Origin of the sequence: Streptomyces sp. NBC_01477 (assembly GCF_036227245.1) — a bacterium.
Classification (GTDB): Bacteria; Actinomycetota; Actinomycetes; order Streptomycetales; family Streptomycetaceae; genus Actinacidiphila.
On the sequence record NZ_CP109445.1, the window covers coordinates 1,513,970 to 1,534,598 of the forward strand.

15 protein-coding genes and 1 pseudogene are annotated in these 20,629 nt (G+C 69.6%); 9 read left to right on the plus strand and 7 right to left on the minus strand.

The window, feature by feature from the left end:
• Positions 1-64 precede the first annotated feature (64 nt).
• Positions 65-3,232, minus strand: a complete 3,168-nt coding sequence (locus tag OHA86_RS05755; protein WP_329173065.1) for a glycoside hydrolase family 3 C-terminal domain-containing protein — start codon at positions 3,230-3,232, stop codon at positions 65-67.
• Positions 3,233-3,757: 525 nt separating this feature from the next.
• Here OHA86_RS05755 and OHA86_RS05760 point away from each other — a divergent pair.
• The 5 genes and pseudogenes from OHA86_RS05760 (at position 3,758) to OHA86_RS05780 (ending at position 7,074) form a co-directional block, all read left to right on the plus strand.
• Positions 3,758-3,961 (plus strand): hypothetical protein, encoded by a 204-nt coding sequence (locus OHA86_RS05760; RefSeq protein ID WP_329173066.1) that lies wholly within the window; start codon positions 3,758-3,760, stop codon positions 3,959-3,961.
• A gap of 348 nt (positions 3,962-4,309) precedes the next feature.
• Positions 4,310-4,501 carry a hypothetical protein gene (locus OHA86_RS05765; RefSeq protein WP_329173068.1) on the plus strand — a complete coding sequence of 64 codons (192 nt, stop codon included), beginning with the start codon at positions 4,310-4,312 and terminating at the stop codon, positions 4,499-4,501.
• Positions 4,502-4,549: 48 nt separating this feature from the next.
• Positions 4,550-4,885: pseudogene (locus OHA86_RS05770) on the plus strand (alginate lyase family protein); the annotation flags it as partial.
• Positions 4,886-4,968: 83 nt separating this feature from the next.
• Complete coding sequence (locus tag OHA86_RS05775) at positions 4,969-5,745, plus strand: polysaccharide lyase family 7 protein (RefSeq protein WP_329173070.1); 777 nt, start codon at positions 4,969-4,971, stop codon at positions 5,743-5,745.
• Between the two features lie 267 nt (positions 5,746-6,012).
• Positions 6,013-7,074, plus strand: a complete 1,062-nt coding sequence (locus tag OHA86_RS05780) for an aldo/keto reductase (protein WP_329173072.1) — start codon at positions 6,013-6,015, stop codon at positions 7,072-7,074.
• A 70-nt stretch (positions 7,075-7,144) separates the two neighbouring features.
• Here the strand turns inward: OHA86_RS05780 and OHA86_RS05785 are convergent, their stop codons facing one another.
• Positions 7,145-8,341 (minus strand): glycoside hydrolase family 75 protein, encoded by a 1,197-nt coding sequence (locus OHA86_RS05785; protein ID WP_329173074.1) that lies wholly within the window; start codon positions 8,339-8,341, stop codon positions 7,145-7,147.
• Positions 8,342-8,436: 95 nt separating this feature from the next.
• Complete coding sequence (locus OHA86_RS05790; protein WP_329173076.1) at positions 8,437-9,798, minus strand: CBM35 domain-containing protein; 1,362 nt, start codon at positions 9,796-9,798, stop codon at positions 8,437-8,439.
• 1,260 nt (positions 9,799-11,058) lie between these two features.
• Between OHA86_RS05790 and OHA86_RS05795 the strand changes: the two genes are divergently transcribed.
• Both OHA86_RS05795 and OHA86_RS05800 read left to right on the plus strand, forming a co-directional pair.
• Entirely contained in the window at positions 11,059-12,192 is a 1,134-nt protein-coding gene (locus OHA86_RS05795; RefSeq protein ID WP_329173078.1) for an NADH:flavin oxidoreductase, read from the plus strand.
• 495 nt (positions 12,193-12,687) lie between these two features.
• Positions 12,688-13,401, plus strand: a complete 714-nt coding sequence (locus OHA86_RS05800; protein ID WP_329173079.1) for a G1 family glutamic endopeptidase — start codon at positions 12,688-12,690, stop codon at positions 13,399-13,401.
• Between the two features lie 252 nt (positions 13,402-13,653).
• On the opposite strand, the gene OHA86_RS05805 is transcribed toward OHA86_RS05800, so the two are convergent.
• On the minus strand, positions 13,654-14,055 hold the full coding sequence (locus tag OHA86_RS05805; RefSeq protein ID WP_329173080.1) for a winged helix-turn-helix transcriptional regulator: 402 nt from the start codon (positions 14,053-14,055) through the stop codon (positions 13,654-13,656).
• A gap of 101 nt (positions 14,056-14,156) precedes the next feature.
• On the opposite strand from OHA86_RS05805, the gene OHA86_RS05810 reads away from it, so the two are divergent.
• On the plus strand, positions 14,157-15,008 hold the full coding sequence (locus OHA86_RS05810) for an alpha/beta fold hydrolase (protein WP_329173082.1): 852 nt from the start codon (positions 14,157-14,159) through the stop codon (positions 15,006-15,008).
• Between the two features lie 405 nt (positions 15,009-15,413).
• Here the strand turns inward: OHA86_RS05810 and OHA86_RS05815 are convergent, their stop codons facing one another.
• Positions 15,414-16,349 carry an alpha/beta hydrolase gene (locus OHA86_RS05815; RefSeq protein ID WP_329173083.1) on the minus strand — a complete coding sequence of 312 codons (936 nt, stop codon included), beginning with the start codon at positions 16,347-16,349 and terminating at the stop codon, positions 15,414-15,416.
• Between the two features lie 67 nt (positions 16,350-16,416).
• On the opposite strand from OHA86_RS05815, the gene OHA86_RS05820 reads away from it, so the two are divergent.
• A complete protein-coding gene (locus tag OHA86_RS05820; RefSeq protein WP_329173085.1) occupies positions 16,417-16,893 on the plus strand; it encodes a MarR family winged helix-turn-helix transcriptional regulator in 477 nt (158 codons plus the stop codon).
• Positions 16,894-16,975: 82 nt separating this feature from the next.
• On the opposite strand, the gene OHA86_RS05825 is transcribed toward OHA86_RS05820, so the two are convergent.
• Both OHA86_RS05825 and OHA86_RS05830 read right to left on the minus strand, forming a co-directional pair.
• Positions 16,976-17,164, minus strand: a complete 189-nt coding sequence (locus OHA86_RS05825; RefSeq protein ID WP_329173087.1) for an RICIN domain-containing protein — start codon at positions 17,162-17,164, stop codon at positions 16,976-16,978.
• Between the two features lie 32 nt (positions 17,165-17,196).
• The gene (locus OHA86_RS05830; protein WP_329173089.1) at positions 17,197-20,250 is read right to left on the minus strand and encodes a ricin-type beta-trefoil lectin domain protein; all 3,054 of its coding nucleotides are present in this window, start codon (positions 20,248-20,250) and stop codon (positions 17,197-17,199) included.
• Positions 20,251-20,629 lie beyond the last annotated feature (379 nt).

Here is a 20,629-nt window from a genome sequence, read left to right on the forward strand (position 1 = left end):
GGGCCTGGAACGCGGCGGCGGAAGTCCGCCGGATCAGTGCCGCCGCGCGCTCAGCACGCCGTGCTCAACTCGGCAGGTTCCACTGCTGGGCGGTGGTGCCGTTGCAGGCGTAGATGTCCAACTGGGTGCCGGGCGTGGTGGCGGCGGCCGGGACATCGAGGCACTTGCCCGACGCCGGGTTGCGCAGCGTCTTGTTCGACACGGTGTACGACCAGGTCTGGGCACCGGTGCCGTTGCAGGTGAAGAGGTCGACCAGGGTCTTGTCGGCCGTTCCCGCGGCAAGCACGTCGAGGCACTTGCCGAGCGCGCGGAGGGTACCGTCCGAGCCCACTGTCCATCGCTGGGCGTCGGAGCCGTTGCAGGTGTAGGTCTGCACGGGGGTGCGGTCGGTGGTCGACGCGGCCTTGACGTCCACGCACAGACCGGAGAGGCCGGTGACCTGGCCGGTCGGGCCGGAGACACCGGCGGCCGGCGAGACCCAGGACTGGTTCGACTGGCCGTTGCAGGTGTAGAGCTGGAGCTGGGTGCCGTCGGTGGTCGAGGAATCCGGGTCGTCGAGGCACTTGCCGGACACCGGGTTGACCAGCGAGCCGTTGGAGCCGTTGTTCCAGACCTGCGCGGCGGTGCCGTTGCAGTCGTAGATCTGGATGGCGGCGCCGTTCGCCGTACCGGCGGCCTTGACGTCCAGGCACTTGCCGGCGGCCCTGAGCGTGCCGTCGGCGAGGTGGCTCCAGGACTGACCGCTGGTGCCGTTGCAGGTGTAGATGTCGACCTTGGCACCGTTGGTGTTGTCGTCCGCGCCCAGATCGAGGCACTTCCCGCCCTGGCCGACGAGCGGAGTGGTGGGCACGCCTGCGCCGGCGGGCGAGACCGTCCACACGAACGAGGTGGTCGCGTAGGCGCCGTTGCCGTCCTTGGCCGTCACGTCGACGGTCGTGGTGCCGGCGCCGGTGGGCTTCCCGGTGATCGTGCCGGAGGCGGAGATGCTCAGGCCGGCCGGGAGCCCTTGCGCGCTGAATGCCGGCGTCTGGCCGCTGGTCGAGTCCTTCGCGGTGACCGGCACGGAGACCGCGGCGCCCGCGATGGTTGCCTGCGGACCCGGGTTGGTGAGGGTCACCGGCTGGCCGAGCTGGCTCGACGTGACGTTCAGGGTGCCGGTCAGCGGGATGTCGGCCGCCGAGTCCCCGACGCGGATGCCGTAGGCGCCGGTGTCCGTGGTCCAGTTGCCGGACCCGGTGTTCCAGTGCCGCAGGTTCTGCTCGGTGACGGGGAAGCTGACGGTGGTGCTGGCTCCGGCGGCCAGGGTGACTTTGCGGAAGCCCTGGAGCTGCTTGGACGGCTCACCGGAGGAGGCCGGGTCGACGACGTAGAGCTGGGCCACCTCGGAGCCGGCACGGCTGCCGGTGTTGGTCACCTTCGCCGTGACGGTGGCCGATCCGCCCTTGGTCAGCGGGCCCACGCTGAGGTCGCTGAAGCCGAAGGTCGTATACGACAGGCCGAAGCCGAAGGGGAACAGCGGGGTCTGCTTGGTGGCGTCGTAGTGCCGGTAGCCGACCTTCAGGCCTTCTGAGTACTGTACCTTGTTGTCGGCGCCGGGCCACTGCGCGGCGGTGTTCGCCGGCACCTGGCTGAGCGACGTCGGGAAGGTCACCGGCAGGTGGCCGGAGGGGTTGACGTCGCCGAACAGCAGGTCGGCGATCGCGTGGCCGTCCTCCTGGCCCGAGTACCAGGCCTCGAAGACGCCGGAGACCGAGGACAGCCAGGGCATGGTGACCGCGGAGCCGGTGTTCAGCACCACGATGGTGTGCGGATTGGCCCCGGCGACGGCCGAGATCAGCGAGTTGTCGGAGCTTGCGAGATCGATGTCCGCCAGGTCGCCGCCCTCGCTCTCGGACTTGCTGACGAAGACCACGGCCACGTTCGCCTTGGCGGCGGCCGTCGCGGCCGAACCGGCGGACGAGCCGCTGTCGTAGGTGACGTTCACGCCGCTGCCGGCCCGCGCGGTGATGCCGTCGAGCGGGCTGACCACGCTGCCCGCCTTGACGGACGCGCTGCCGCCGCCGGCACTGCGCACGCTGGTGGAGGCGTCTGCGCCGATCACGGCGATGGACTTCGTCGAGGACGTCAGCGGCAGCTGGTTGTCGGCGTTCTTCAGCAGCACGGTGCCCTGCGCGGCGACCTGCCGGGCGGTGGCGGTGTGCGCCGCGGACGTGACGGTCGCGCGCGGCGAGCCCGTCGGGACGTTGTCGAAGAGCCCGAAGCCGAACATCTGGGTCAGGATGCGGCGGACCGCGGCGTCGATCGTCGACTTGCCGACCTTGCCGCTGGACACGGCCGACTGGAGCGCGCTGCCGTAGTAGCCGTCGTCGCCCGGCATGTCCTGGTCCAGTCCGGCGTTCGCCGCGTCGGCCGTCGTGTGGAGGGCGCCCCAGTCGGACGTCACGAACGCGTTGGAGCCGAACTGCTTGTGCAGAACGCCGTTCATCAGGTCGGGGTCGTGGCAGGCGTAGGTGCCGTTGATCGTGCTGTAGGAGCACATGACCGACGAGGCCGCGCCGGAGCCGACCGACTCGGCGAACGCGGGCAGGTAGATCTCCTGCAACGTGCGCTGGTCGACGATCACGTTGTCGCTGCTGGTGTTGCGGTGGGTCTCCTGGTTGTAGGCGGCCAGGTGCTTGACCTGCGCCATCTCACCGGTCGACTGCACACCGCGGATCTCCGCCGCGCCGAGGATCCCGTTGAGGTACGGATCCTCGCCGATCGACTCGAAGGCCCGGCCCCAGCGCGGATCACGGACGATGTTGATCGTCGGCCCGAGGTCGATGTGGGCGCCCTTGCCGGCTTCCTCGGCACCGATCACCTTGCCGTAGCCGGCTTCCGCGGCGGTGTCCCAGGTGGCGGCGGCACTCACCGGCGCGGGCAGCTGGGTCACCCCGGTCATGCCGTCGGCGACGCCCGCCGGCCCGTCCTCCAGGTTCACGGCGGGAACGCACAGGGAGCCGATCGCCGGTGTCTCACCGACGAAGCTCGACCCCTTGGCGCCGGTCATCATGGAGATCTCCTGGGTCAGGCTCATCCGGCCCAGCAGCTGGTCGACCCGGCTGCCGACCGGAGCGTTCGAACCGACCCAGGGGCACGCGCTCGACGCTGCGGGGGCAGCGGCCGCCGGGACTCCGGCCGCCGCGACGAGTCCGGCGGCGCCGAGACCCAAAGTGGTGGCGGCGATGAACATCTTGACTCTCGTACCTGGTTGACGACGCACAGGCATATGGGGGTTTCTCCCTGACTCGGCGCGAGCTGGTACTCGGTGGGGGCGCGCTCGGACGGCACGTGCCGTCGGCGCAGTACAGAGGAGGCTGGACTCAGGCGACGATAGTTCATATAGCTGAACTGATTACTTGCATATGAACTACCGGTGGCGACCGTAGGTCCGAAGCCGCCCCAGGGTCAAGGCACTGGACGGCACGAGAACGGTGCGAACAGAAGTCGACGGGAGCCCCTCAAGTGAGGCCTTAATGTTTGCCCTTGTTGGTTCTGGCGTAACTCTTGACGCAGGAAGCGATCGAGAGTTACCTCATTCCAACAGCTGCGGACATGCGGCAATCCGGGCCCCTGAGGGAGCGGTTCACAGCTCTCGTATTCACGTAGGTGAACTCTGTCCGCGATTGCGACCACTCCTCGGGCGCAGGAGCGGAGACGCTGGCGCCGGCAATGGCGGGGGCGGCGGGGCCGGCGTGACGCGGACGGCGACGTCATCATGACGTCCGAGAGTTCGGCCCGTGGAGTCGACCAGACCAAAGCGGCCAACGCCGCGAACGACATCGTGAGCCCGTCCGGTCCCGGCCTCGCCCCCGAGGGCGCCAACCGTGTCGGACTCACGATCCGCGGCGGCAACTTCGTCGATGTGCAAGGCCGCCAGTTCGTCGCGAACCGCATCTGCGTCAACTACTACTGCGGGTGACGGCCGCCTGCGCCGGCAGCGGTTCGTGATCCGGGCCGCCTCCGAGCAGCGGCGCATCCTCAGGCCACCGGCGGCCCCTCCGTCAGTCCCGATCACACCCGACGGCCCGCCGGTTCCTCCGGTGGGCCGCTCGCCTGCTCCGGCCGAGCACCGGTGGGCGCTTGCCATCTCTGGTCTAGACCTTGACGAGCACTCAGCTGTGACCGTACCGTCCGGACCAACGTCTTCACAACCTGGATCATCGTACACATATGCGATTCCGCGTGAAGATCGACCAACGGAAGGCATCCCCCCATGCGCCTTGGAGCCCTGCCCCGTCCAGTAAGCCTGTCCGCCGCCCTCGGTGCGGTGAGCGCCGCTGTCGTCACGGCGCCGGCGTCCGCTTCACCGGCCCCCACGCCGAATGCCGCTGTACGGTCCACCGCGAAGGCCGCGGCCGTCGCCCCCTCACCCGCCGTCTTCAGCCACCCGGGGGTGAACCTCAACACCGCGCAACTGGACTTCGTACGCACCAAGGCCCAGGCCGGCCGGTGTGGGTGAAGTCCCGGCAGGTCTCCTGGGTGATGCCGGTGGTGAACGTGCTGGCGCCGAACCGGATACGGCATCTCCTCCATCTCGCACGTACTGGAGACCGCCCGCATCCAAGGCCAGGACCTCTATCCCCAGGTCGGCGAACGGCTGCGGCAGGCGCTGGGCTTCCAGTCGACGTACGAGCTCGGCGCGGCCGTCCCGTCCGGCGTGTGCGGCGGGAGCGTCACGCGCGGACTCGGCCCGATCACCGAGGTCGGGTTCAACACCCTCAACACCCTGCACGGGGTCGCGATGGCCAACACCCAGACGCTGACCGAACAGCAGCGCCCTTCGGGCAGCAACAACCTGTTCACCGCCTGGGAGACCCTCACCAACGCGCAGAACCCCAACTGATCCGCGACCAGCCGGCACGATCCCGCACTCATCTGATGCAGGTCTGGTTCACACTGATGAACTCAGATCGGAAGGGCACCCCCATGAAGATCCGTTCCAAAGTGCTCGCGACCGCCACCGCGGTGGGCATATCCGCCACCGTCGGCCTGCTGGGCGGCACCGCCCAGGCCGCCGATCCGACGAAGGCGCCCGGCGGGAACTTCGACCTCGGCGTGTGGCAGTTGCAGGAGCCGGTCGGCTCCCCCGGCTCGCCCACCACGATCTCCTCGTCCCGCCTCCAGGGCGCCGACGGCTTCCAGGACTCGTACTTCTACACCGACACCCGCGACGGCGCGATGACGTTCTGGGCACCCGAGAAGGGCGTCACCACGCCCAACTCCAACTACGCGCGGTCCGAACTGCGGGAGATGAACCGCAGCGGCAGCGCGGCCGACTGGTCGCTCAGCGGCAGCCACAAGATGAGCGCGACCCTGCGCGTGGTGTCGGTGACCTCCAACGTCTGCGTCGGCCAGATCCACCTGGGCTCGGGCGGCTCCTCCACCAAGCCGCTGATCGAGCTGTACTACCACTCCAACGGCGACATCGTCGCGGGCGTCGAAAACTCGCCGGCCGGCGGCCAGACCACCCACACCGTGGGCCACGTCGCGATCGGCAAGACGTGGACGTACACGATTGCCGTCTCGGCCGGCGCGTCGATCGACGTGACGGTCAACGGCAGCGTCACGCACTACCCGATCGCGTCGGGCTTCAAGGCCTACAAGCAGTACTTCAAGGCCGGCTCGTACAACCAGTCCTCCTCGGACAGCACCACCAAGGGCGCGCGCGTCGCCTTCTACGGTCTGACGGTCGCCCACAGCTGAACGACCGGCCGCCGCCACGGACGGACGTCCCCGCGCACAAGGGCCCTGGGACGTCCGTCCCCTCGGCCGGTTCGGGCCGGGCGACCGCCCCTGCCCGACGAACGAGCCCCGGCGTGATGCGGCAGGCAACTCTCCCCGCCGGGCACGCGGCCGACGGCGCTCTCCGCCGCCCCGGGCCACGGCTCGCCGGTGGGCGGTCATGATTCGACGGTGCGTCAGAGGTAGGTTTCCCAAGGATCAGTCGGTATACGGAAGAAGGCAGAAGACGTGGGACTCGACTCCTACCGCACCCTGGGCCGTTCCGGTCTGCGGGTCAGCCCGCTCGCCTTGGGGGCGATGACGTTCGGCGACGCCAGCTGGGGCGCCGACACCGAGACCTCGCACAGCATCATCGACCGCTACCTGGAAGCGGGCGGGAACTTCCTCGACAGCGCCAACGGGTACAACGAGGGCAAGTCCGAGGAGACCATCGCCGGCTACCTCGCCCTGCACCCCGGCCTGCGGGACCGCCTGGTCCTGGCCACGAAGTTCGGGGGGAACATGTTCCCCGGCGACCCCAACGGCGGCGGCGCCGGCCGCAAAGCGATCATGCAGCAGGTCGAGGCGTCACTGCGCCGTCTCGGCACCGACTACATCGACCTCTACTGGCAGCACAACTTCGACCGTCACACCTCGATCGAGGAGACGATGTCGACCCTGAACGACCTGGTGCGCGCGGGCAAGATCCGCTACATCGGGCTCTCCGACACCTTCGCCTGGGAGGTCGCCCGGGCCGGCACCATCGCCGAATTCCGCGGCTGGTCACCGGTGGCCGCCATCCAGGTCGAGTACTCCCTGCTGCAGCGCACCGTCGAAGGCGAACTCTTCGGCGTCGCCCGCGAGCTGGGCCTCGGCGTCACCCCCTGGAGCCCGCTGGCCGGCGGAGTGCTCTCGGGCAAGTACTCGCGGGAGAATTCCGCGCCGGAGGGATCGGGCCGCGCGCAATCGGCCGCCGCCCACCTCAACGAGTCCACCTTCGCGCTGCTGGACGTCCTGCAGCGCATCGCCTCCGACCTGAAGGCCTCCGTCGCCGCCGTGGCGCTTGCATGGGTACGGGCTCGGGCGGAGGTCACCTCCACCATCATCGGCGCCCGCACGGTCGAGCAGCTCGACGCCAACCTGGCGTCCCTGGATGTCACCGTCCCGGACGAGCAGCTCACCGAACTCACCGCGCTGACCGCGCCGAAGCTCGACTTCCCCGCCGATTTCGTCAGCGGCGTCGCGGTCTCGTGGCAGCAGGGCGGAACGACGGTCAACGGCGTCGCGTCCGAGCCGTTCGCGCGCCCCTGACCGGCACCTCCGCGGTGATGGCGTGACCGGTGGCCCCCCATGGCCACCGGTCACGCCGGGCAGTCGGTCCTCAGAGGACGATGCGGTCGAGGTTGGGCGCTCCGGCCGAGGGGTTGGAGAACGTGATGGTGTTGCTGCCGGCCTTGAGCTTGACGGTGACGTTCTTGGTGACCACGGTGTTGTAGTCCGGTGTCTCGGGGAAGCTGACGGTCTGCGCGGTGCCGTTGACGGTGACGACGGCGGTACGGGCCTGGCCGACACTCATGAAGGAGATGCTCATGGTGTAGCTGCCCGCCGCCGGCTCGGAGACGTTGGTGAACGTCGCCGTACCACCGTTGCCCAGATAACTGAGCTTCTTACCACCCGAGCAGTGCGCGCAACTGGTGACCGTCGTACCACCGGCCAGAGTCGCCGCCTCGGCCTCGTACGACGTACTGCCGCCACTCGGCGGAGGCGTCGTCGGCGGAGGACTCGTCGGAGGAGTGCCCCCGTTCAGGCTTGCGCCGAGGCTGTCCAGGGCTGTCTGGACCAGGGCCTGGGTGTTGTCGTTGAGGTTGGCGTTGGTGCCGTTCACGACCCAGGACGAACCGGAGAACATCACCACGGTCACGCCGTTGTCCACGCCGCCGGTGGTGCCACTGCTGGGGATGCCGAGCAGCTGGGCCGCCTTCACGGACGCCTCGCCCAGTTCACGGGAGTCGTTGTCCGAGGTGGTCTGGTCGTTCGCGGTCTGCGTGTCGCCGAAGATCGAGCCGATGACGTTGCCGTTGTAGAACATCAGCGCGAACTGCCGGCCGGACATGCCGTGTTCCTTGTAGAAGAAGTGCGGGCAGGGCGACGTACGGTCCCAGCAGTCGTCGCCCAGCACGTAGAACGGCACATGGTGCGCGCCCAGGGCCTTGCCGTTGCTGTCTTCCCAGGTCGTCTCGCCCTGGTGGTCGGGATCGGGATCGGAGTCGCTGCCGTCGGTGTCGATGGCCATACCGGAGCTGTAGGAGTAGACGCCCGGCGCGACCTGGTACACGTTGACGTTCTGCGCGCGCGTCATGGTGTTGATGTGGGGTTTGGTGTTGACCTGGTTCGCGGCCGTGGATTTCGCCTGGATGCCGGCCAGTACCTGGGCGGGCGTGTACGAGGTCGCGGCAGCCGAGCCCGCCGTGACAGCGGTGGGCGTCGTGGCGGCGTCGGCGTTCCCTATCGCGAGCGGGACGGCGAGCGCGAGAGCCGCGGCGGCTGCCATGGCGAGGCGCACGTGGTTCGTTCTCATGGTGGGCGGGGTTCTCCTTTTGTCGTTAGTAAAGCTTCTTAACAGATCGACGCGGCGATGACCCGCGTGGCGCGGAGCCGAGGCCGACGTCGTTGTCAGACGACGATGCGGTCCAGGTTGGGCGCTCCGGCGGACGGGTTGGAGAACTGGATGGTGTTTCCGGAGCCGGCCTTGAGGGTGACGGTGACCGCCTTGGTCACGACGGTGTTGTAGTCCGGTGTTTCGGGGAAGCTGACGGTCTGCGCGGTGCCGTTGACGGTGACGACGGCGGTACGGGCCTGGCCGACACTCATGAAGGAGATCGTCAGGGTGTAGGTGCCCGCCGCCGGCTCGGAGACGTTGGTGAAGGTCGCCGTGCCACCGTTGCCCAGATAACTGAGCTTCTTACCACCCGAGCAGTGCGCGCAACTGGTGACCGTCGTACCACCGGCCAGAGTCGCCGCCTCGGCCTCGTACGACGTACTGCCGCCACTCGGCGGAGGCGTCGTCGGCGGCGTGGTCGTACCGTCGGTGATCTTGTTGAAGATCCGGGAGTAGGCGTATCCGGTGCCCTTGTCGTAGCTGTCGACCTCCCAGAAGGACAGCTCCTGGACTCCGTTGGCGGCGGCGAAGGTCTCCAGCGTGGTGGCGTTGGCCTGGGTGAAGTTCTCGTTGTCGTCGTTCTTGCCGGCGATCGGGGTGAGGCCGATGCGTGCGTACGCCTGTGCGGTGGAGATGCCGTACAGGCTCGCGAGCTGCGTCGCGGTGCCCTTGGCCGCGGACAGGGCGTCGTTGAGGGCGTTCTCGCCGTCCCCGAAGTCCATGGTCATGATGTTGACGAGGTTGACCTTGACGCCCTTGCTCTTGGCGTCCTTGAGCAGGTTCAGCGTGTCGGATTCCAGGCCGGACGGGTCGACGGCGAGGGTGTAGTCGACTTCGACGTTCGGGTTCTGGGCCTGGAGGGCCGCCAGCGCCTGGTTGCGCCGGGTGTTGGCCGCGGTGTTGCCGAGAGTGCCGCCTTCGATGTCGAAGTCGAGCCGGGTGATGCCGTAGGTGTCGACCACACTGGCGTAGGCGGCGGTCAGCGACGAGACGGACGTGCACGTCTGGGCCAGTTCTCCGCCCTCCGCGCCGCCGAAGGAGATGATGACGTTGCCGCCGGCGGCCTTCAGGGTGCTGACCTGAGAGGTGAATGCGCCCAGGGCGCTGTTGCCGGCCTCCCACTGCGGAGTACAGCCGGACTTGGGGATGAGGAAGGCCAGGGTGTAGTCCTTCAGGCCGGTGGCCTTCATGTCGGCCGCCATGTCACCGGCGGTGCCGCTGGAAAGCTCCAGGTACGGTGCGGCGTAGTGGGCCGGGAACGCGTTCGCGGCCTGCGAACTGGCGCTGGCGCTGGCGGTCGCGTTGATGCCCATCGCCACCGCTGCTACCGGCAGCGCGGTGGCGACAAGCCCCTTGGTGAGTCGTGACCATCTCACAGATGTCCTCCAGGTGAGGTCGGGACGGGGCACGCCCCGGGGCCGGCTCCCGATGCGTGTTGCGGGGTCCGGAGCTGTGCGGTGCGGACGATCCGAGGGAGCCGGCGGGAGGCAGTGTGCCGACGTGGGGGGGAACTGCAGGATCCGGCGCCTCGACGGAGCCGTTGAGCTGTCGCACGGAGTTCGGGAGAGCGCCTTGAGCCGAGTCGAGCTGACGTGTGCGCAGGAAGCAACGCGGGGCCGGGCGTTGCGGAGTTGACCCCGCGGCGCCCGCAGTCAATCCCTCCCGGGCAGCGCTCGTCAAGAAGTTGGGAAGGAAAGTTTCCTAATAGTCGTGCCCCGCCACCGCGACCCGAGGGCGGTCAGGAGTGGGCGAGTAGCTACCACCGAGGGCGCCTCGACCCGACGCGACCTTTGAGGGCGGACGCCTGCGGTCGCCGGGAGTACGCCGCGGCTCCCCGGATTCCGCAGGCGGGAGGGCGTACGGAAAGCGCCGGTCGGTCGGCCGGCCGGGACTCCGGGCGACTGATCCTCGACCCGGGTCCGGCTCCCGCGTCCGCCGCGGAACCTCCGCCCCGAGTCGCATCCACGGCAGGACGACCGGCGAGCGCCGCGGAGAGTCCGTTCATGCGGATGAAGTTCGCCCAACCTCTTGACTGCACCAGGGGCTCGGGAAGATCCTGGGCGGCGAACACGATAGGAAAGTTTCCTTACCATTGCCCGGACGTCTCGTCCGGGGCACGTGCGGGGCCAATCGCGATCCCACCTCCTACCCCGAGGAGCTGACACAGCCTGTGACAGGGTCAAGCGCCCATGCGTACTGGGTGTCGGGCATGACTGGGATCCCGTAGTCGTAGAGCCCGGGTGAGCCGGTCGCCTCCCAGCCGTCCCAGGCGACTTCGAAGTCGTCGACCTGGCGCCGGGGGCCGCCAGGATCCTCGCCTCCCGCCCCGGTCCGAAGTCCGGGGCAGGCCTGGCCCCCAACGGCGTCCGGCCGACCGTGCGGACCGACGGCAGCCTCGTCCTGTCCGTGGTCAGGTCCGGGCAGCCTGCTGGTACGCACCGACATCGGGCAGGTCGGGGTGCCCGCCGCTGTCTTCGCCGTGGGCGCGGCCTTTACGGCGGAGTGGTCGGGATCACACCGCAGCACGGTGCGGCGGCGGAATGCGACGGCGGCGCGAGGGGTTGACGCACGCGCGCTGTTCAATGCGCGTGCATGTGTCAATGGGTCCCGTCTGTCAACGTCCAGGAGCTCCGCGTATGGTCCCCGCCGCATCCCAGTCTCCCTCTGCGTCACGCGCCGCGCAGATCCTGTCGCGGCCGGTCGCGATCAACGGGCTGACCGTGCCGAACCGCATCGCGATGGCCCCGATGACCCGGCAGTTCTCACCGGGCGGGGTGCCGGGCGAGGACGTGGTCTCGTACTACGCACGGCGCGCGGCGGCCGGCGTGGGACTGATCGTCACCGAGGGGACGTACGTCGGGCACGCGTCGGCGGGCAACAGCGACCGGGTGCCGCGCTTCGACGGCGAACAGCAGCTGGCGGGCTGGGCGAAGGTCGCAGAGGGGGTGCACGCGGCGGGCGGGACCATCGTGCCGCAGCTGTGGCACATCGGCCTCGTACGCAAGGCCGGCGAGCCGCCGTTCGCCGACGCGCCCTCCGTCGGCCCGAGCGTCCGACTCGACGGCGGCGAGGAGCACGGTACTGCCATGACGCGGGGGGACCTCGACGACGTGATCGCCGCCTTCGCCCGAGCGGCGGCCGCTGCCGAGCGGATCGGCTTCGACGGCGTCGAACTCCACGGTGCCCACGGCTACTTGATTGACCAGTTCCTGTGGTCCGGCACCAACCGACGCACCGACGCGTACGGCGGCGACCCGGTCGCCCGCACGAAGTTCGCCGCCGAGATCGTCGCGGCCGTACGGGAGGCGGTCTCTCCGGCCTTCCCCGTCATCTTCCGCTACTCCCAGTGGAAGTCGGGCGCTTACGACGCACGGCTCGCCGACACCCCCGAGCAGCTCGCGGCCGTCCTCACCCCGCTCGCCGACGCCGGCGTCGACGCCTTCCACGCCTCCACCCGCCGCTACTGGCTCTCCGAGTTCGCCGGCTCCGACCTCAACCTCGCGGGCTGGACCAAGAAGCTCACCGGCAAGACCTCCATCACCGTCGGCTCCGTCGGCCTCGACGGCGAGTTCATCCGCGCCTTCGCGGGCGAGGGCGCCCCCGTCAAGGGCATCGACGACCTCCTGGACCGCCTCGAATCCGACGAGTTCGATCTCGTCGCTGTCGGCCGCGCCCTCCTCCAGGACCCCCAGTGGGCGGCGAAGGTCCTCGCCGGCCGCTTCGACGAGCTCCAGCCCTACGACGGCTCCGCCCTGAAGACCCTGACCTGAGCGGGCGGCCCCTTCTCGCCGACGCGGACAGCCCGGCGGGGGCCGTACGCCTCATCCGGGCAGGGCACCGTGGGGCGGGCGGTCCTCGCAGGGGCGTCGATTGGGGGCGGCAACCGGTGCGGTGGCCCGGCATGGGCGATGCCCGTGATCGGGCGAGGGTCCCGTGAGCCGTCAGGGGCCATCCGGGGCCCACGCGGCGCGGACGTTCACGAGCGCTGTTCGCGTAAGTGGTCGATACGACCGGAGGGTTAAGCCCGTTTGACGGGGAAGTCCCGTCCATCCACCCCGGCCCGGATGCCGTGTCCGGCACCGACAGCGTCCGGGGGCGGTGTCAAGGTCTCTTTCGGGCACGGCGGTTCAGCTGCGCGCGCGCCGCCCAGCATTGCCTTATTGACAGGTTCATGGCGGTCGGTGATTCTGTACTGCCGCCCCAAGTTCCCCACACGGGCCAGGGTCGGCGCATCGAGCATTCTGTTCCCCCACGAAGGAGCCAGCATGCGCAGATTCCTGACCCGTGTCGCCCCCGTCGCGGTAGCGGTGGCGGCCCTTGCCGCTCCCGCCGTGCCGGCCGGCGCGGCGGCTGCACCGGGACTGTCCTTCCGCCCTCTGCACTACAACACCAACGGCTACAACTGGGGCGGGTACGCCGCCACGGGCAGCGGCTTCACCTCGGTCTCGGCGGCCTGGACCGAAGCGAACGCGACCTGCAACTCCACCGACGACCTCTACGCTCCCTGGGTCGGCATCGACGGGTACGGCTCGTCCACCGTGGAGCAGACCGGGGTGGCGACCGACTGCTCCAGCGGCAGTCCCGTGCACCAGGCCTGGTACGAGATGTACCCGGCGAACCCGGTCTACTTGAGCCGCAGTTCGTACCCGGTGTCGGCCGGCGACCACATCACCGCCTCGGTGACCTACGCCGGAAGCAGCAAGTACACCCTGAAGCTGACCTCCTCGCGCGGCTGGACCTACAGCACGTCCAAGTCCCTCTCCTCCCAGCGGACCAGCGCCGAGGTCATCATCGAGTCGCCGACCGGGGCCTACCCGAACTTCGGCACCCTCAACTTCACCTCGGCCACCATCAACGGAAGCTCTCTCGGATCCTTCGGCCCGGTCGCGCTCGACCCGTCGAACGGCGCCTACGAGGCCCGGACCGGCGCGCTCGGCTCCGGCGGCACCAGCTTCAGCGAAACGTACCTGCGGGAGTAGCCGCACCGGCGCTGGGGCGCCCGCACGCCCCAGCGCACGCGGGCCCCGTACAGCCCGGCGGCCGGGATGGCCGGGGCGCGGCGGGTTCACCACCGAGCCGCACCATGCTGTTGGGCAGTGCCAGCAGGCCATGTCGATCGTGGTGGCGGCAGGGCGGCGCGGCGACTCGCGCGGTTCGGACCCGTGCTGAGGATGTTCGCGTGTCCCGCATTCGGCAAGTGGCCGTGACCGTCGCTCTTCCCGGCGAGGAGGTCAGGCCCCGGCGAGCCGGTTGTTGCGGTCGATCTCGGGCATGTGCGTCTCGGCCCAGACCCGCAGGGCGGAGAGCGGGCTCTCGAGGGACAGGCCGAGCTCGGTGAGCCGATAGTGGACGGCGGGCGGCACCGTGGGCTCCACGCGGCGCGCGGCCAGGCCGTCACGGACCAGACTCTGCAGCGTGACAGACAGCATCTTCTGCGAGATGCCCGGAATGCGACGCCGAAGTTCCGCGAACCGGAGTTCGCCGGGATCCGTCTCGGCCAGCACCTTGACCACCATCGACGTCCACTTGGTGCCGATACGGTCGAGCAACCGGCGGGTCGGGCAGCTCCGGTCCAGCAGATCACCGCGCGCACCCGGCCGCCGACCGGGTTCACCGGGCAGGGACGTGGTCACCCGGGGCTCACCACCTGAGGGGAAAGTGCCGTCTTGGAAGGACCAGGCTAGTTCCCTAGCGTGACCCTGTCACCATTCCTCACCACACCCGGAGTCCTTCCGTGCCCGAACTGCGACGTGTCCCCGTCAACGGTGTCGAACTCAACGTCGCCCTCGCCGGATCCGGCCCGGCCGTCCTGCTGCTGCACGGCTTTCCGCACACCTGGGAGCTGTGGACGGACATCATGGCCGACCTGTCCGACCGCTACCGCGTCATCGCGCCGGACCTGCGCGGATTCGGCGCGAGCAGCCCGGCCGCCGCCGGGTACGACGCCGGCACCCTGGCCGAGGATGCCGCGGCGCTTCTCACCGAACTCGGCGTGTCTCCGGCCGCCGTCGTGGGTATCGACGCGGGTACCCCGGCGGCCTTCCTCCTCGCCCTGCGCCACCCCGGCCTCGTCCGGCGCCTGGTCCTCATGGAGTCCGTGCTGGGCGGGCTGCCCGGGGCCGAGGACTTCCTTGCCGGCGGGCCGCCGTGGTGGTTCGGCTTCCATACCGCCGCGCCCGGCCTCGCCGAGACCGTGCTGGAAGGCCACGAGGCCGCCTACATCGACTGGTTCCTGCACACCGGCACGCTCGGCGACGGAGTGCCCCCCGCCATCCGGGACGCCTTTGTCCACGCGTACTCGGGCGCCCACGCGTTGAGCCGCGCGTTCTCGTACTACCGGGCTCTGCCCGAAAGCGCACTGCAGATCTCGCGCGCCGTCACCACCGCCCGCCTGACGGTGCCGACAATGGCGCTGGGCGCACACCCTGTCGGCGCCGCGCTGGAACGCCAGCTCCGCCCCGTCGCCGACGACCTCACAGGACACGTCATCGAGGACTGCGGCCACATCATTCCCCTGCACCGGCCGCGCGCCCTGCTCACGCTGCTGAATCCGTTTCTGGCCAGTGGGGACGCGATGGCAGCGTGACCGGGCCAGCCGCCGGGCGTCGACGGCGAAGTTGAGGTCGGCCATGCGGCCGGCGCTCTGCGTGCCGTCGGGATCGCCGCCGTTGCCGCAGTCCGACGGCAGGTTGGCTTATGGGGCGTCCTGTCCGCCGTCCTCTTCCTGCCGGCAGCGCTGGCCGCCGGCGTGCTCGCCCTGTCCAGCGACCGTGCGACGAACTGCGTCGAGTACGCAGAACAGTGCGGACTGCCCGCGCCGGTCTTCGAATGGGCGGCCGCCGCCGGCTTCATCGCGCTTCTCGCCACTCTGGCCGCGGCCACCGTACGGGACGGCCCTCGGAGCGAGGCGGAGCGCCGGCCGCCAGACGTACGCACGGCGAGCCAAAGCCCGGGGTGCGGACCGTGGTCCGTATGGGACCGTCTGCGGGCTTCAGCCCGCAGACGTGCGTGCCGTGTCCCTGGCGCGGATGTGCTGGCGGAGAAAGAGAGCGGCGCGGTCCAGCGCCTCGTCGGCTTCGTCCAGAACGCCGGCGAACGCCTGGAACACATGCGGAACGTCAGCGGTGATGTCCAGGATGACGTCCACTCCGGCGTCCCTCGCGCGCGCAGCCATGCGTGTGGAGTCGTCCAGGAGTATCTCGTTGGTGCCCGCCTGCAGAAGCATCGGGGGGAAGCCGGTCAGGTCGGCGAGGGTGGCGGGGCTGAGCATGGGCTGGTGGGGGTCCTGTCCCGCGCGATACATGGCCCCGGTGCGTTCCAGGCCCTCACGCGTGAAGAACGGGTCGATGCCCGCCTTGGTGTCCATGCTCTCGCCTGTCCGGGTTGCGTCGAGTCCGGGAGAGAACGCCACGATCGCGGCAGGCACGGGCAGGCCCGCGTCGCGGGCGGCGAGGCAGGTGGTGACGGCGAGGCCGCCCCCGGCGGAGTCGCCGGCGGAGTCGCCGGCGAACACGGTCGCCGAAGGGTCTTGGCCGCTGTCGAGTAGTGCGCGGTAGGCGCTCAGCCCGTCCTCGATCGCGGCCGGGAACGGGTGCTCAGGGGCAAGCCGGTAATCCAGCGAGAACGCCCTGAACCCGGTTCTGGTCACCAGGTTGCCCGTCAGCGACATCGCCGTCTCCGGTGAACCGACCACGTAGGAGCCGCCGTGAAAGTAGAGGATCGTCCCCGCCTTCGGAGTGCCGGCCAGCTCGACGAGCACCGCGGGCCGATCGCCGAGCGTCGCGGTCCGGGTGCGGATCCCAGCCGGGACGATCATCTCCCCCATCATCGCCCTGAACCCGGCGCGGAGCTCTTCCACCGACCGAGGACCCTCCGACTGAGGCCGTCGGACCATCGCGTCGATCTCCGTACGCTGCTGCCTGCTCATCGTCGCCTCCATCGCACGTACATGCCAAAGAACTATATGCCTAGGAATCTAGGCTAGAATACATGCCATGGCATCCACGTCAAGCCGCGACCCGATCGACCTCCCGGGCTTCTTCGCCGATCTCGTCCGCTGCGAGACGCGCCTCTACAACGCGCTGAACGACCGCCTTCGCGAGCGGCACGGGATCGTCACCTCGCAGTTCGAGTTCCTGCGCTACCTGCGCGGCCACCCCGGGTCCCGGGTGGCGGACCTCGCCACCGAATTCGCCATCGGGATCGGCGCGACCAGCAAGGGCATCGACCGACTGGAGAAGCAGGGATGGGTCGTACGGCGAACCAATCCATCGGATCGCCGCTCATCACTGCTGGACCTGACCGCCGGGGGCCTGCGACTCGTCGAGGCGGCGGAGGCGACCTTCACCGCAACACTGGCCGAGCTGACCGCAGACGTCCTCGGCGGTCCCTCAGGGCTGGCCGCCGTACAGATCCTCTCGGAGCTGCGCTCCGTACTCGAACGCGACCGGATCGGCCTGCCCACGGGCTGACCGGCGTGCGCATCCCGTGCGACTGCCCGTTGACCGCGCGCCCAGACCCTGATGGCCCGTTGGTGGGAACGTCAGCGGCGCGTCATGACCGGCTCCATTTCTGGTTGGCACCGCCGTCGCAGGTCCAGATCTCCATGAGGGTGCCGTTGGCGTTGCCGTGGCCGGTGGCGTCCAGGCAGCTGTCCGACTGGGACAGGCCGACCGCGTTGTGCCGAACAGGCTGCGGTGTGCGGCGTGCCGTGCGCGGTGCCGCCCGGATCTCGAAGGGCACCGCGCACGGCTGTCGGTCGGGCCGGCGTCCGGCTACCGGGTGGTAGTGGCGGCCTTCGGGCGGTCGGCGCCGCTCACGGAGGCCGCGACCGCGGCGGGGGCGGCTGCGCCGGGCTGGGACCACTTCTGGCCCTGGCTGTCGTAGCAGTCCCACAGCCCGAGCACCGCGCCGTTGGTGGACGAGTTGCCCGGGTCGTCCAGGCAGCGGCCGGAGACCGGGTTGCGGTACCCGCCGTTGTAGGCGATCCACTGCTGGTTGGGGGCACCGGTGCAGTCCGAGATCTGCATCTTGGTGTTGTTGGCAATACCGGAGTTGATGGTTTCCATGCACTTGCCCAGGGCGCGGATCGTACGGTCGGTGTAGGCGGTCCAGGTCTGGTTGGTGCCGCCGTTGCAGTCCCACAGCTCTACCGTGGTGCCGTTGGCGGCGTTGCCGGCGGTCACGTCGGCGCATTTGCCCGCGATCGCGGACCTGACGAGACCGGTGGCGCCGGGCGCCGGGGTGACCCCGGGCAGCGACCACACCTGGGCGACCGTCCCGTTGCAGTCCCACAGCTCCAGCTGGGTGCCGTTGGCGGTGGTCGCTTTCGGGTCGTCCAGGCAGCGGTTGGAGATCGGGTTGCGGTAGGCGCCGTTGTAGGGCTGCCACTGCTGGTTGCTGCCGCCGTTGCAGTCCCACAACTCCAGCAGGGTGCCGTTGCCGGTTCCGGCGCCGGTGGCGTCCAGGCACTTGCCCAGCGCGCGCAGCGATCCGTCGGAGTAGGCGGTCCAGGTCTGCGCCGTGGTGCCGTTGCAGTCGTAGAGCGCGACCGGGGTGCCGCTGGCGGTGTTGGCGCCGGTCACGTCGGCGCACTTGCCCGCCAGTCCGGACTTCACCGCGCCGGTCCGGCCGGCCACCGGGGCCGGGGTGCCGGTCGCCAGCGGGGCGGTGATGTTCCAGGTGGTGTCGGCCATGTAGCCGTTCGCGTTGTCCTGGGCGGCCGGGTTGGTGCCGCCGCCTTCCTTGCTGATCCACACCTGGCCACCGCTGTTGCGCCAGAACTTGCCCGGCTGACTCCAGGACAGCAGCGACACTCCGCTGCCGGTGTTGCCGCGCGCGGCGCAGAAGGTGGCGTCTGCCGCGAAGATGGAGGTGCCGTCGCTCGCGGACTTGTCGACCCGCGAGTTGGTCTGGTGCAGGTAGTCGCCGGGGTAGTTGGAGGACTCGAAGGAGTAGCAGGCGCTGTTGGCCAGACCCGGCCGGACGATGAAGGTGGCGTCCTGCTTGTCCAGGTCCGAGCCGATGGTCGAGGTGACCGCGAGGCCGCTCTGGTGGCGCAGGTAGTGGTCAGTGGCGCCGGCGACCTGGAAAGAGACCGTGGTGTTCAGCGGCAGGCTCACCCGCTGCGCACCGAGGTTCTTCGAGGCGGCGAGCAGTTCCTGGTTGGCGGCGCGCACCGCGTTGACGTCGACCTTGACGACCTGGCGGTCGTAGGTCATGAACCCGTTGCTCTCGTTCTCCACATCGGTGGGCTCGGTGTAGACCGCGGCGTTCAGGCCGCGGGTGACCATCAGGTTCTCCAGCGCCTTGGACTGGCCCAGGAACCGGTTGGTCAGCTCGGCCGAACTGGTCTGCATCTCGTAGGCGAACCCGCTGCCCGGATGGTACTCATGGCCGGAGACGATCAGGCCGAGGCCGCCGTACTCCCCCAGGACGTTGGCCCGGGCATTGGGTGCCGGGGAGTCCGGTCCTGGATAGGTGTGGTAGTCCAGTACATCGCCGTTGCCGCCGTCTGTGCCGCAGCAGTTCACGCCGCTCATGTTCTCCACCAGCCGGCTGGGGTCCCAGCCCTTGACGGTGGTGGCCACCCCGGCCGGGTCGTAGTAGCCCATGTCCTCGTTCTCGTCGACCCACATGACGATCGAGGGTGAGCTGCGGTGCTGGTCGACCATCGCGTGGAACTCGTTCACGAACTGCGTGCCGCCCGCAGTGTTCGGGGTGTTGGCCATGGCGGGCATGTCCTGCCACACCAGCATGCCGAGCTTGTCGGCCCAGTAGTACCAGCGCTGCGGTTCGACCTTGATGTGCTTGCGGATCAGGTTGAAGCCCCAGTTCTTCTGCTGCGCGATGTCGGACTTCAGCGCGTCGTCGGTGGGCGCGGTGTAGATGCCGTCGGGCCAGAAGCCCTGGTCCAGCATGCCGTTCTGGAACAGGAAGCTGCCGTTGAGCAGGATGCGCTGCACACCGTCGACGGTCTTCACGGCGATGGAGCGCATGCCGAAGTAGCCGCCGACACTGTCACCCCCGCCGGTGCCGGTCAGCGTGACCCTGACGTCGTACAGGAAGGGGTCGTCCGGGCTCCACAGGTGCGCGTTGGGAACCGGCACCCGGATGGTGCCGTCGATGCTGCCGGTGGCGGTCCCGACGACGGCCCCGCCGCCTGGCAGCGACGCGGTCACGGTGACACCCTGGCCGCCGGTGCCGGCCCCGCGCACGACGACGTTCAGCGCCCCGCCGGGCACGTCCGGGGTCATGTCCAGGCGGGTGATGTGCGCGGGCACGACCGGCTCCAGCCACACGGTCTGCCAGATCCCGGACGAGGCGGTGTACATGATCCCGCCGGGGCTGTTGCGCTGCTTGCCCACCGCGCCGCTGCCCGAGTCGGTCGGGTCGTACACCCCGACGATGACCTCGTTCGACCCGCTGCGCAGCGCCGAGGTGACGTCGATCGAGAACGCGTCGTAGCCGCCCGTGTGCGAACCGACCTGCGTGCCGTTGACCCAGACCGTGGCCTGCTGGTCCACCGCGCCGAAGTTGAGCAGGGTGTGCCGCCCGCTCCAGGAGTCCGGCACCGTGAACGTGCGCCGGTACCACATCCGGTCCTGGTGCCGCTGAACACCGGACAGCGCCGACTCGACCGGATACGGGACATTGATCCGCTCGCCCAGCGTCTGGCCCACCGGCGGCGCCTGCCCGGCACTGGCATTGCCGAACTGCCACTCACCGTTCAGACTCTGCCAGTCCGCACGCGTCATCTGCGGCCGCGGATACTCCGGCAGCGGATTGGCGATGTTCGCGGTCGCCGCCGCCGTCCACGGCGTCGTCATCGGAGCCGGCTTCGGAGCCACCGAAGGCGCATCCCTCGCGGTCGGCGCGTCCGCGGGCTGCACGACCGCGGCGGCCTCGCTCCGGGCGGGCGTGGCGTGCCTGGACTTCTCCGGGGACGTCACCGCGGCCTTCGGGGCCGCACCGTGCCCCATGCCGGGGGGTTGGGCCTGGGCCGGCGACACCAGCAACAACGAGGGTGCCGCGGCGGCCAGCAGGGCAACGGTGAGCGCACCGGCGCCCGTCCGCACACCTCGCCATCGGCCACGCAGACGAAATCGGTTGTGGAACACCAGGGACCGTCCTTTCAGACACCGTCGTCAAGAGTCGGGCCGTTCAGCCCCGCGCAAGCCGGTCCGACCGGCGGCTGCGCGCTGTGGT